Raw genomic sequence first — 11,805 nt, forward strand, 5'->3', positions numbered from 1 at the left:
GGCCGACCGACGGCTGGCAACTCCCTTGAAAAAGCGTGGGGCAGGCACCAGAACAGAACAAGAACAGGACGCGGCGTCACGAGATGCCACCAGAATCTTCAAGGGGGACTTACGCGGTCGAGACGATCAAGACGATCAAGACGGTGTCTCGAAGGTACCGGCTCTGATCACGGTTTCAGGCTGCAGCTATCACCCAGCCGATCAGGCCGGGTCTTCTTCGTGCTGGAAGAAGGGCTCGACCGGCCCCTGCAGCTTGATGGTCAAAGCATTGCCCTTGCGGTCGACCGCCTTGCCCACGGCCAGACGGACCCAGCCTTCCGAGATGCAGTATTCCTCGACATTGGTCTTCTCTTCGCCCTTGAAGCGAATGCCGATGCCCTTGGCCAGCAGATCGGCGTCGTAATACGGGCTGGCCGGATTCACGCAGAGACGGTCGGGGAAGCTATCGGACATGGCAGGCAGCCTGTAGGCGAACGAGGAAGCGGCTCCTTAGCCGCCTGCGCGCGGCCTGCCAACCTTGATCCTATTCGACCGACTGGCGCGGCGGGGCGGCGGGCGTTGCAGCTGGTGTCGAAGCCCCCGCCGCCGGCGCATAGGGCGTCGGACCGGCCGGGGTGGCTGCGGCCGGAGTGGCTGCCGGACGACGGGTCGGTGTCGCGGCAGGGCGACGCGCTGCTGGCCTTGCGGCCGGTCTGTTGGCCGGGCGATTGGCCGCCGGGGTTGCGGCTGGTGTTGCCGCCGGCGTCCCTGCCGGGGTAGCAGCAGGCGTTGTTGCGGGGGTGGCAGCACCCGTGGCCGGCGGTGTCCGGGCCGCAGCCGGAGCAGCCGTCGCAGCGGCCGGCGTTGTGGCTGCCGGGACCGGCGCATTGCCGATGGCGCTGGCCGCAGCGGCCCGGGCCGCCAGTTGCTGGGCCTGGAACCGGCGAGCCAGTTTCTCGGTCAGTTCCTTGGCGGCCGGCGCGGGCATCTGGGCCATTATCGCTGACAGGCCACGGGGCCGCATGGCCGCCGCGATCGGCAGGCGTACACTGTCGTCCAGGGTGGCAAAGACAGCTGCGGCCTCGCGCGGACGCATGGCGGAATAGACAGCCACCAGCCGGTCGGTCTCGGCCTTTTCCTTCTCGTCGACCTGGCCGAGCAGGACATTGACCTCGGCCTTCAGCGCATTCAGGGCCTGGATCTTGGCGTCCAGCTTCTGTTCGGCGGCCATCATCAGAGGCAGGACCGTGCCGAGGTCGGTGTCGCGGGCATCCAGCTCCACCCGGCGGCTCTTCAGGCTCTGGATGATGCGCAGCTCGGCGACCGACACCCCGGCCTGCTGGGCCAGTTGCTCGGGTGTCAGCGCGCAGACGGCCGGAGCCGGCGTGCGGGCAGCGGGGGCAGCGGCACCGGCTGCGGCGGCGGGCACGGCCTCCTCGGCCCAGGCCTTGGCTCCTTCGAACAGGCCCGGGCCAGCGCCGACGGCACGCACCGCCACAACCCCGCCAATGGCGATGGCGATCAGGGGCAGAAGGCGGGGCATCTTGGCCATGGATCAGGTCTCGAATTCAGCACACGCCCGGGTCAGTCCGGCGTCGCGCGCCGGGCTTATGGGCAAGAAAAGGCGTCAGGCGGCAAACAGGTCTTCGTCCATTCTGCGACGCGCCCGGTTGAGGCTCTGTTGAGCAGCTTGGTTAGCGGCCATCGCCTGCATCACGGGCGTCATGGCCGCGGGGCGCGGCGGCATGCTGCTCTCCCGCTCGCGCGACGGCATGGCCGAGGCCCGCCGCAACAGGGCGGCCGCGACCTCGTTGGCACGGGCGTCATCCTCTGTGTTCGCTAATTGGGGTGCCGCGACGACAGGAGCCGGCCCCCGGGCAATCAGGCCCTCCAGCTCGATCTTGAGTGCCCGTGCCTTGATGATCCGGTCGTGGAGAAGATCGGCCTCCTCGCCAGAAAGCCGCAACGATGCGAGGGCGTTCTCGGCCCGGCCGGCCGCTGTATTCAGCTCGGTGACCGCCCCAGCGAAGGCGAGCTGGCCAGCGCGCAGCTGGGTCAGCTTCTTCTCCAGCCGGATACCGTAGCCGATCGCGGCCACCAGCAGCAGCATCAGGATGGCGTCCAGGATGATCCCGGTCATGTCAGCGTCTCCCCTTGGTCAGGCTTGTGGCAGCCTCGACACTGATGGGCCCTTCGACCCTCACAGCGATGTGCTGGCCCTTGCGTCCCATCTTGCCGGTCGTGACCGGAATGGTGCCGCAGCGGATCGACACATCGGACTCCGGCGTCGCGTTCAGCATCAGCGTATCCCCGACCTTGAAGGCCAGAACCTGCGACAGCGGCAACTGCTGTTCATCGAGGATGGCGCGGACCTCGGTGTCTGTGGTCCAGAGCTCGGTCGCGAGGTGGCCTTCCCAGATATTGTCGCGGCCGAACTTCTCGCCCATGAACTGCTGCAGCAGCATCTTGCGGATCGGCTCCAGCGTCGCATACGGCAGGAGCAATTCGACGCGACCACCGCGGTCTTCCATGTCGATGCGCAGCTTGACCAGGATCGCCGCATTGGCCGGACGCGCGATGGCGGCAAACCGGGGATTGGTCTCCAGCCGGTCCAGATTGAAATGCACCGGCGTCAGCGGCTCGAAGGCGGCATTGGCGTCGGCCAGGATCACCTCGACCATCCGCTGCACCAGCACGCGCTCGATGGTCGTGTAAGGCCGTCCCTCGATCCTGAGCGCCGCCGTGCCGCGGCGTCCGCCCAGAAGCACATCGACGATCGAATAGATCAGGTTCGAATCGACCGTCAGCAGGCCGTAGTTGTCCAGTTCCTCCGCCCGGAAAACGGCCAGGATGGCGGGCAGCGGAATGGAATTCAGATAGTCGCCGAACCGGATCGAGGAGATGTTGTCGAGGCTGACCTCGACGTTGTCGGACGTGAAATTCCGCAGGCTGGTCGTCATCAGACGCACGAGGCGGTCGAAGACAATCTCGAGCATCGGCAGACGCTCGTAGGACACCAGCGCCGAGTTGATGATCGCCCGGATGCCCCGGCTCTCGGAGCCGTCATCCTCGCCGAGATCGAACCCCAGAAGGTTGTCGATCTCGTCCTGGTTCAGAACCCGCTCTGACTGGATCGTCGGGATGTCGACGCCCAGGGTGCCGAAGGGATCGGCAGCAGCATCGGTATCGGCCACTCCAGCGTCACTCATGAGCTACTGGACCAGCATTTCTTCGATCAGGATCGCATCGACCTTGCCGGGTGCAGCGACCAGGTTCACGCGTCGCAGGATTTCAGTCTTCAGCTGATGCGTTCCGGCCGACCCCTGCAGCTCCTCCGGCCGGACCTCCCTCAGGAAGCCCTGGAACATGTCCTGCATCCGGGGAAACTCGCTCTGCAGGGTCGTCGCAAGATCGTGATCATGCATTTCCAGCGTCAGCTTCAGCTTCAGCAGGGTCGGACGGCCGTTCGTCGACTGCACGTTCACCACCATGTCTGGCAGGGTGTAGAAGGTCACGCCGTCGGGCCCCTCCTTGATGACACCGAGCGTCGGGTCAGCCTCTTCCGCCCCACCACCGCCGTGGCCGCCGCCGCCCTTTTTTTCCTCTTTCTTCGCGCCATGCCCGTCGTCCTTGGCCTCCTCACCGTGGCCGGCCGCGCCTTCCTCGGCGGGTGCGGCCTTGGGCTGCATCAGGAAGAAGGCTGCCCCTCCCCCACCGCCCAGCACGACGAGTGCGGCCGGAATGATGATGAACAGCAGCGGGATCTTCTTTTTCTTTGGTGCGGCGTCGCCCTCGTCGGCACCCGATGCAACGGCAACGTCCGTCGCCCCGTCTTCCGGGGCCTTCGCCCCTTTTTTCTTGCCAAGTTTCAGCATGCGCGGACGCCCCGGATAGTTCCATGCACCAGATGCGACTCTTCTGGTTAACGACAGATTGAAATCAGGCAGATTTTGCCGGGTCCGGTTGCCATCTATCCGGGCCAAATGCCCGTCCCGCCTGAGTTAACCCTGTTGGCACGGCTGTTGCGTGGGTGCGGACCGAAGGAGCACGCCTCTCGTGGAAAATGCCGCCTATATCGGACTGTCGCGTCAGATGACCCTGCGTCGGGAACTCGACGTCGTGGCCAACAATATCGCGAATGCGGAAACGACCGGCTTCAAGGTCGAGCAACTGCTCGTCGGCACCGAGATCGGCGAGCGGGCCCGGAATGACCAGATTCGTCCCAGCGCCAGCTTCGTGCTGGACAATGGCGTAGGCCGGGATTTTGCGCAGGGCGCCTTGAAGCAGACTGGCCGTTCGCTCGACTTCGCCGTCGATGGCGAGGGGGCTTTTTTCACCATCGCCGACGGTATTGGCGAGGCCTATACGCGCGACGGTGCCTTCACGATTGATCCCGAGGGACGGCTGGTCACCAAGGCAGGGCTGCCGGTGCAGGGCGACGGCGGAGACATCATCCTGGACCCGCTACAGGGCGAGGCAACGGTCGGGACCGACGGTACCATCAGCCAGAACGGCCTGCCGGTCGGGCGGCTCACGCTGGCACGTTTCGACGCCCTCGGTGCCCTGTCGAAGGATGGCGACGGCTTGTACCGCAATCGCTCCAATACCCAGCCGATCGAGGCCACCGGAGCCCAGATCCGGCAAGGGATGCTCGAGAGCTCCAACGTCAACTCGCTCATCGAAATCACGAATCTCATCGAGATCAGCCGCGCCTACGAGCGGATTTCCAAGATGATCGAAAACGCCAATGACCTGTCCCGTCGCTCGGTCGAGCGGCTGGGCAGCGCGAACTAGGGACGTCAATTCATGCGCGCACTCAGAACCGCCGCCTCCGGCATGGCTGCCCAGCAGCTCAACGTCGAGGTCATCTCCAACAACATCGCCAACATGAACACGGTCGGGTTCAAGCGGCAGCGAGCAGAGTTTCAGGACCTGATCTACCAGAACGTGGAACGGATGGGGGCCCAGTCGTCCAGCCAGGGCACGGTCGTGCCGACCGGCATCCAGGTCGGTCTCGGCGTCAAGGCCGGCAGTGTCTACCGGATCACCGAACAGGGCACGCCGGCGCAAACGGGCAACGACTATGACGTCGCGATCGACGGCCGAGGGTATTTCCAGATCACCCTGCCCTCGGGCGAGACCGCCTACACCCGCGCCGGAAACTTCTCGCTGAACGGCGAGGGCCAGCTCGTCACCGACGACGGCTATGCGGTCGAGCCTGCCATCCAGATCCCGCAGGACGCCGTGGATGTGTCGATCTCGAAGTCCGGACAAGTGCAGGTCATCACCGACGGCACGCCCGAGCCACAGGTGGTCGGGCAGCTCGAAATCGCGACCTTCTTCAACGAAGCGGGGCTGGAAAGCATCGGAGACAACCTGCTGCTGGAGACCGCTGCCTCGGGCACGGCAACCCCCGGTGTGCCGGGAGATCCCGGCTTCGGCCAGCTTCTGCAGGGCTTTACAGAAAGCTCGAACGTCGACGCCGTTTCGGAGATCAGCGCCCTGATCATCGCCCAGCGGGCCTATGAGATGAACTCCAAGGTCATCTCCACCGCCGACGAAATGATGTCCGTCAGCGCCAATGTGAAGAACTGATCATGAAGGCCCTGACCCTCGCCTTCTCGCTGATCCTCGCTGCCGGGCCCGCGCTGGCCGGCCCTGTGACGCTGAAGACCAATCCGTCCGACGACGACGGCCGCGTGACCCTGGGCGATGTGTTCGACGATGCCGGATCGGCCGCAGACGTGGTGATCGCCACCCGCACGGGCCCCTCGATCGTGTTCGAAGCCGGCCAATTGCAAGGCCTCGCCCTGCGATCCGGCCTGCAGTGGTCCAATCCTCGAGGCCTGCGCCGCGTGGTCGTGAGACAGGGTGCCGCGACACCGTCGGCGTCCCCGGCCGCCGGTTCGGCGACCGCCTCCATCAGCCGCCCCGGGGCCACTGTCGACGTCCTGACCTACGCCCGCAACCTGTCGGCCGGAGACGTCATCCAGCCGGAGGACGTCGTCTGGACCGCCGTCCAGTCGCATCAGGCCATGGCCTCGGGACCGCATGACGCTGAACAGGTGATCGGCCTGTCAGCCCGCCGCGCCCTTCGCGCCGGCTCACCGGTCGCCGCCCGCGACCTGGCCAGCCCTCAGGTCATCGCCCGCAACGACACGGTCGAGGTCGCCTTCATCTCCGGCGGGGTCAAGCTGACTGTCACGGGCCGGGCCACCCGCAGCGCCGCGGTCGGAGACCCTGTGCCCGTTCTGAACCTGGCGTCTGGCAAGACGATCGAAGCCATAGCGACGGGACCCGGTCTCGCTGTCACCGGGCCCGCCGCACAGGCCGCCCGTTCAAACTCCAACTCATTCGCCCGCCAGGGAAGATAGTCCGATGCGCAAACTCCTGATCATCACTGCCGCTGCCATCACCCTGACCGGCTGCTCCACCATTACGGAAACCGTGCGCGGACCGGAGCTTGCCCCCGTGGCCTATCCCGCCACTCTGGTGCCGGTCAGCCAGGTCTATGGCCGCGAGGAGGCCGCCCGTCCGGCGAGCGCCAATTCCCTGTGGCGCACGGGCGCGCGCACCTTCTTTGGCGACCAGCGCGCGCGCCGGATCGGGGACATCCTGACCGTGAACATCAACATCGATGACCGTGCGCAAACCCAGAACTCCACCAATCGCACGCGGTCCAACGAAACCTCGGGCGGCATCTCCAACTTCTTCGGTCTGGAGAACAGCCTGGGCCGCGCCTTCCCGGGCGGGTTCGACCCCCAGAACCTGGTTGGCGTGCAGGGCGAGTCCACGGCCAATGGCTCTGGAGCCATAAATCGGTCCGAGCGGGTCGAGTTGACCATTGCGGCGGTCGTGACCGACGTCCTGTCGAACGGCAACATGGTCATCCAGGGTCGGCAGGAAGTGCGCACCAACCGCGAGCTGCGTGAATTGACCGTGGCCGGCATCGTGCGTCCTGAAGACATTACCGCCGCCAATACCATCAACCACACCCAGATCGCCGAGGCCCGGATCAGCTACGGTGGGCGAGGCGATGTGAGCCGGATGCAGGCAACACCCGCAGCCCAGTCTCTGGTCGAACGCTTCAGCCCCTTCTAGGCGGGGGTTGAACATCGTCGACAGATCGCAAGCCTGGCGATCCACAGGGTAAGCCTATGAACTGTTAGGTCGGAGCCGCGTTGTCTCCTCGAACAAGAGGTGACGCGATGCTCAGAGTCCTGGTTCCCGGCGTTCTTGCTCTTGGTCTGGCGACCACGGCCGCGCAAACGCAATCGACCGCGCTCGACGAAGCCACCGGCCAGCCGGTCGCATGGCATCTCAGCCATGACGGCGCACTGGCGAAGCTGGCCTACGGAGCGTCCAACTCCGACGATCTGGCTTTCATGGTGACGTGCTCGGCCGGCGAAACCGACGTCGCCATCTACGGCGACGTGATGCCGATCGGTGTAACCAGCCAGACAGGGTCTCGGCCCTTTTCGCCAGACCCCCTTTCGGGCGGAGAGGCATCAGAGGAAAATGTTTCCCTTTCCGAGGTCGGCCTCGGCGAGCTCTCGCGCAAAGGCAGGATGACGGTCATTGCAGACGAGCGGATCTATCAACTGGCTGCCACGCGTCAGGAACGTCGCGTTGTCGATCGTTTTCTGGCCTACTGCCGCACGGGGCAGGCCTGACCCGTTCCGACAGGCCGATTTCAGCGGGGGCTGAACCATGACGTGGATGATCGCGGCGCTCGCCAGCCTGGCGCTGCAAACCGGTTCGACTGCCGACATGTGGACGTGGGCACTGTACGAAAACGACGGTCCACTGGTCCTCGCCAATGAGGTTCCGGATACCCCGCAACTGCGCAGCACGCTGGAATGCGAGGCGGGGTCCGGCGTTGCGCGGCTCTCGATTTTCGGGGCCCCGATGGGATCCGGCTTTGTGCGAATTACGGCGGGCGATGCCACAGCGACGACCGAGGCTGACGGGTCACGGCGAGACAAGACCCAGGTGACGCTGCGGACCGATCATCCTGTGTTCACCCAGTTCGTCGCCAGCGGAACCCTCCGCCTGGCCCTGGCCGATCAAACCCGCGGCATCGTTGTGGATCGTATTCACCGCGCCAAGCTCCGGCGGTTTGCGGGGCTTTGCGGCGGATGAGGAGCCTCCTTTGCCTCCTGGGCGCTGCCATGTTGGTCACAGCCTGCTCGACCACCGCGCCAGCACCAACCCCGTCGAGCGCAGCGGTCTCGGGCGCGCCGATGCCTGTCGATGGTCTCGACTGGTTTCTGACGGAAGAGCCTGACGAGACCCGGCTGGCCTATGGTGTCGCCAACAGCGGCGATTTCCGCATGGCGCTGACCTGTAACCCGCGCAGCGGCCGGCTGGATCTGATCCTGGCGGCAGAGGATGCGGCGGCGGTGATGGTGCTGGAGTCCGGTGGCGAAATGGAGCGGCTGATGGCCACGGCGGAGCCGGCAGGGGTCATGGACGGGATCCTGCTTCTGGCCTCAACGGACAAGTCCGTTCCCGTGCTGCGCCGGTTCCGCACGCTGGGATGGCTGGCCGTCTGGCAGGGCGATCAGCGCGAGATGCTCGCCGCCCATGCCACCTCACGCCCCTCGATCGACCGGTTCTTCGTCGTCTGTAGCTGACAGTCTGCGGTCATCGGCGAACCCGGCACATCCTGCCCGGCCCGCCGACAGTCCGATCAGGCCGTAACGCCGATGCCGACCGGGCAGGTCACGCCGGTACCACCAATGCCGCAATAGCCGTTCGGGTTCTTGGCCAGATAGCCCTGGTGGTAGCCCTCGGCGTAGTAGAACGGCCCCAGCGGCGCGATCTCGGTCGTGATCTGACCACGACCCGCCGCGCTCAGCGCGCCCTGATAGGCCTCGCGGGCGCTTTCCGCGGCGGCCTTCTGGGTTTCGTCCGCATAGTAGATTGCCGAACGATAGGTCGTGCCCACGTCATTGCCCTGCCGCATGCCCTGGGTCGGGTCGTGGTTTTCCCAGAATGCCTTGAGCAGCTCGCCATAGGTGACCACGGACGGATCGAACACGACCTGAACCACTTCCGTCTGACCGGTGCGGCCGGTGCAGGTTTCCTCATAGGTCGGATTGGGCGTTACGCCGCCGGAATAGCCGACCGCGGTCACCCAGACGCCGGGTATCTGCCAGAAGATCCGCTCGACACCCCAGAAACAGCCCATGCCGAAAACCGCCGTCTGAAAACCCTCGGGATAGGGCCCCTTCAGCGGATGGCCGCTGACGACGTGGTGGGTATCGGTGTCCAGGGGCGTCTGCCGTCCTGGCAGGGCCGTTTCGGGCGTCGGCATCTGGGTCTTGGCAGAAAATAGCTTGTCCAGCAGGCTCATCACATCACTCCTTGGCGTTCGATGACCATATGGGGGCTCATGTGGCGCTTGCCCAGCGGTGCGGGGTGTTCTATCAGCCTCGCCTTCCCGTGGCCCCGACCGGTCGCGGCATGACGCCTCAAGGCTATGTGGTGTGAAACGGACAGGTGGCGGAGTGGTCGATCGCGCACGCTTGGAAAGCGTGTGTAGGTGAAAGCCTACCGAGGGTTCGAATCCCTCTCTGTCCGCCACCGCCTTTTCGCGATTTTTCTCTCTACAAAACAGATACTTGAACCCACGGAATAGTCGCGACTATTCGCGCCCAATCGGGCGTGTTTAGCGCACGTAATACGAGATTTTCAGGGTGGATTTAGGCCATTTCGGGCCGGAGTCTCTGGCACGCCAAGCTGACTCCGGTTTTCCCTGCTAACAGGGAATTTACCAGGGAATTTTCGGGGTTTTGGTTGCACCCCATCCGGGGCCCGGGCTCGCCGGCCCCGCAGTGATTGGGTCAGCGGCTGTTGCGTTGCTGTTGGGCAGGGAATTTTACAGGGACGAGGCCGGGCTGAACCCCAGCGCGGCCCGCTGATCCGCCCATGCGATGGGTAACGTCATGTCCTGGAGCATTTCGAGGGTGAGGCCCGCGGGCTGGCGGCCCTCCACGATCGCGGCCTGTATGTCTGGGGCAAGGAAGGCGATGTTGGCGATCCTGCGCAGGTAGGAATCGTCGATGCCTTTGGCGCTGCGATTCTGGTCGATGGTCGTCACCGGCGACACATGATGATCCTGAAGCACCTTATGCGCCCGCTTCAGTCCCTGCAGCAGTGTGGGATCGGCGGCGGTCCGCCTGGCCATGGAGGCTCCGTCTGGCGATGCCAGCCAGGTGCGGCCGCCCCGGAAGACCGGCCGGCCCGGGATGATCAGGTCAAGCCTCTGGGCCTTGCCACCGATCTCCACCAGCTTCTGCCCCGCTGAGAGACGCTCACGAAGCGCGGCGATGGCGGCCGGGCCCAGATCACCCTTGCCGAGGCTGATCGTTATGTCCTGCCGGTTCAGATGGACCTTACGGAAGACCTGACGCGCTGTCCTCCAGTCATTGTTGGTCGGGATCTGGCCCAGTTCGGTGAGGCGGCCTTTCAAATCGGCACCTAGTCGCTGCGGATGTGACTGGGTGCTCGCTTGGACATAGCGCATGCCCCACCACGTCTTCACCCGCCGCGCCCTGTATGACCGAGTCTGGACTGAACCGATGCGTACGGTTGCCCAGAGCCTCGGCGTCTCCGATGTCGGCCTGGCCACGGCCTGCTGCGCCGCCAACATCCCGGTTCCGCCCCGGGGCTGGTGGGCCAAGCTGCAGCACGGCAAGCCCCTCCCCTCCCAGCCCGTCCTGCCTGAACGCCCCGGCAAGGCTGACCGGGTCGAAATCACATCCCAACCCCTAAACCTGAGCCCTCCGCTGCCGCCAAGACCGCGGCCGCAGCCGTGCTTGAGGGACCAGACATTACGGTCGCCAACGACCTGCGCGGTGCCCATCCGATCGTCCAGGGATGGGTCAAACAAGACGAGGACCGCCGGCGGGCCTATCGCCGCGATGGCTTGGGAACCAGCGGGCTGGAGGACCTGACCTCACCCCTTTCCCGGCGACGGCTGCGCCTGACCAGTGCGATCCTGAAGGGACTGGCAGCGCAGGGGCTGACGCTCGGCGAGGACCGCGAATGGCTGACAGTGGGCCTGGGCAAGGACCAGGTGCTGTTCCGGCTCTACGGGCGCAACAAGATCGTGCAACGGCCGGCAACAAAGGACGAGTTGCGATGGTATCCTGATCGTCCGACGGTTCGGGCCACGGTCCCGGCCGGTGACCTGATCCTCAAGATCAAGGACTGGCTGACGATCCCGACCGAATACCGCGAGCTGAAGGTCCCTCTGGAGCAACAGCTGACGACCATCGTCGCCAATCTGGCGGCCGGGGTGACGGAGCAGGCCGAACGTCGCCAGGCGCGCGACCGGGAACATGAGCGCTGGCTGGCGGCGGAGGCCGTGCGCAAGAAAAAGGCCGCCCATGACAAGGCCGCGAGCGACCTGCGTGACCGGCTGATCGCCCAGGCGGCGCGCCGGAACGAGGCCGAGGCGATCCGGGCCTATGTGCAGGCGGCGGATGCCTCTCCTGCAGCCACAGGGGAGGATTATGCCGGCTGGCGAGCCTGGGCCCTGGAGCAGGCGGATGCGATGGATCCGCTGATGGACGGATCAGCCCCGTTTGAGCGGCTGCCACCGATCGGTGACTGGGACTGGCGGGGCTGGTGATGGTGGGGGCATTCGAACCGCACGCGCCCAACACGGTCTACGGGGAGTTTGTGCGCCTAAGCGCCATTCTTGGAAGCATACGTGCCGACGATAGCGGTGCGTGGAGCTCAGTATCTTTTGCCCGCTCGCGCATGAGCGCCACTCCCCGAAAGATTCCCGCTAGTGGGTTGACTGGTTGCGCCCTG

At 65.4% G+C, this 11,805-nt stretch carries 16 protein-coding genes and 1 tRNA gene; 10 read left to right on the forward strand and 7 right to left on the reverse strand.

Annotated elements, in window-relative coordinates; all coding sequences use genetic code 11:
- Positions 1-201: 201 nt before the first annotated feature.
- The 5 genes from GGR13_RS15655 to GGR13_RS15675 all read right to left on the reverse strand — a co-directional run bounded on the left by GGR13_RS15655 (position 202) and on the right by GGR13_RS15675 (position 3,854).
- Positions 202-453, reverse strand: a complete 252-nt coding sequence (locus tag GGR13_RS15655; RefSeq protein WP_183214529.1) for a DUF3297 family protein — start codon at positions 451-453, stop codon at positions 202-204.
- Positions 454-523: 70 nt separating this feature from the next.
- The gene (locus GGR13_RS15660; RefSeq protein WP_183214530.1) at positions 524-1,531 is read right to left on the reverse strand and encodes a MotE family protein; all 1,008 of its coding nucleotides are present in this window, start codon (positions 1,529-1,531) and stop codon (positions 524-526) included.
- Positions 1,532-1,606: 75 nt separating this feature from the next.
- Positions 1,607-2,119, reverse strand: a complete 513-nt coding sequence (locus GGR13_RS15665; RefSeq protein WP_183214531.1) for a DUF6468 domain-containing protein — start codon at positions 2,117-2,119, stop codon at positions 1,607-1,609.
- A 1-nt stretch (position 2,120) separates the two neighbouring features.
- Positions 2,121-3,188 carry a flagellar motor switch protein FliM gene (gene fliM / locus GGR13_RS15670; RefSeq protein WP_183214532.1) on the reverse strand — a complete coding sequence of 356 codons (1,068 nt, stop codon included), beginning with the start codon at positions 3,186-3,188 and terminating at the stop codon, positions 2,121-2,123.
- 3 nt (positions 3,189-3,191) lie between these two features.
- Positions 3,192-3,854: a flagellar basal body-associated FliL family protein gene (locus GGR13_RS15675; protein WP_183214533.1), complete on the reverse strand. Its 663-nt coding sequence runs from the start codon at positions 3,852-3,854 to the stop codon at positions 3,192-3,194.
- Between the two features lie 181 nt (positions 3,855-4,035).
- Here GGR13_RS15675 and flgF point away from each other — a divergent pair, with 181 nt between their 5' ends.
- From flgF to GGR13_RS15710, 7 genes are all read left to right on the forward strand, one after another.
- The gene (gene flgF / locus GGR13_RS15680) at positions 4,036-4,773 is read left to right on the forward strand and encodes a flagellar basal-body rod protein FlgF (RefSeq protein ID WP_183214534.1); all 738 of its coding nucleotides are present in this window, start codon (positions 4,036-4,038) and stop codon (positions 4,771-4,773) included.
- 12 nt (positions 4,774-4,785) lie between these two features.
- On the forward strand, positions 4,786-5,574 hold the full coding sequence (flgG, locus tag GGR13_RS15685; protein WP_183214535.1) for a flagellar basal-body rod protein FlgG: 789 nt from the start codon (positions 4,786-4,788) through the stop codon (positions 5,572-5,574).
- A gap of 2 nt (positions 5,575-5,576) precedes the next feature.
- Complete coding sequence (gene flgA, locus GGR13_RS15690) at positions 5,577-6,353, forward strand: flagellar basal body P-ring formation chaperone FlgA (RefSeq protein WP_183214536.1); 777 nt, start codon at positions 5,577-5,579, stop codon at positions 6,351-6,353.
- 4 nt (positions 6,354-6,357) lie between these two features.
- On the forward strand, positions 6,358-7,080 hold the full coding sequence (flgH, locus tag GGR13_RS15695; RefSeq protein ID WP_183214537.1) for a flagellar basal body L-ring protein FlgH: 723 nt from the start codon (positions 6,358-6,360) through the stop codon (positions 7,078-7,080).
- A gap of 107 nt (positions 7,081-7,187) precedes the next feature.
- Positions 7,188-7,652, forward strand: coding sequence for a hypothetical protein (locus GGR13_RS15700; protein ID WP_183214538.1), 465 nt, complete (start codon positions 7,188-7,190; stop codon positions 7,650-7,652).
- Between the two features lie 37 nt (positions 7,653-7,689).
- A complete protein-coding gene (locus GGR13_RS15705) occupies positions 7,690-8,121 on the forward strand; it encodes a hypothetical protein (RefSeq protein ID WP_246347922.1) in 432 nt (143 codons plus the stop codon).
- Between the two features lie 29 nt (positions 8,122-8,150).
- Positions 8,151-8,615: a hypothetical protein gene (locus tag GGR13_RS15710; RefSeq protein ID WP_183214539.1), complete on the forward strand. Its 465-nt coding sequence runs from the start codon at positions 8,151-8,153 to the stop codon at positions 8,613-8,615.
- A gap of 56 nt (positions 8,616-8,671) precedes the next feature.
- Here GGR13_RS15710 and msrA read toward each other — a convergent pair whose 3' ends face one another.
- A complete protein-coding gene (gene msrA, locus GGR13_RS15715; RefSeq protein ID WP_183214540.1) occupies positions 8,672-9,337 on the reverse strand; it encodes a peptide-methionine (S)-S-oxide reductase MsrA in 666 nt (221 codons plus the stop codon).
- An 11-nt stretch (positions 9,338-9,348) separates the two neighbouring features.
- On the opposite strand from msrA, the gene GGR13_RS16820 reads away from it, so the two are divergent.
- Both GGR13_RS16820 and GGR13_RS15720 read left to right on the forward strand, forming a co-directional pair.
- On the forward strand, positions 9,349-9,474 hold the full coding sequence (locus GGR13_RS16820) for a hypothetical protein (RefSeq protein ID WP_281380623.1): 126 nt from the start codon (positions 9,349-9,351) through the stop codon (positions 9,472-9,474).
- 3 nt (positions 9,475-9,477) lie between these two features.
- Positions 9,478-9,567: transfer RNA gene (locus GGR13_RS15720), tRNA-Ser, on the forward strand.
- Positions 9,568-9,862: 295 nt separating this feature from the next.
- Here GGR13_RS15720 and GGR13_RS15725 read toward each other — a convergent pair.
- Positions 9,863-10,456, reverse strand: a complete 594-nt coding sequence (locus GGR13_RS15725) for a hypothetical protein (RefSeq protein WP_183214541.1) — start codon at positions 10,454-10,456, stop codon at positions 9,863-9,865.
- A gap of 342 nt (positions 10,457-10,798) precedes the next feature.
- Here GGR13_RS15725 and GGR13_RS15730 point away from each other — a divergent pair, with 342 nt between their 5' ends.
- Positions 10,799-11,620, forward strand: a complete 822-nt coding sequence (locus tag GGR13_RS15730) for a hypothetical protein (protein ID WP_183214542.1) — start codon at positions 10,799-10,801, stop codon at positions 11,618-11,620.
- The last annotated feature ends 185 nt before the right edge of the window (positions 11,621-11,805 follow it).

Origin of the sequence: Brevundimonas variabilis (assembly GCF_014199945.1) — a bacterium.
Classification (GTDB): Bacteria; Pseudomonadota; Alphaproteobacteria; order Caulobacterales; family Caulobacteraceae; genus Brevundimonas; species Brevundimonas variabilis.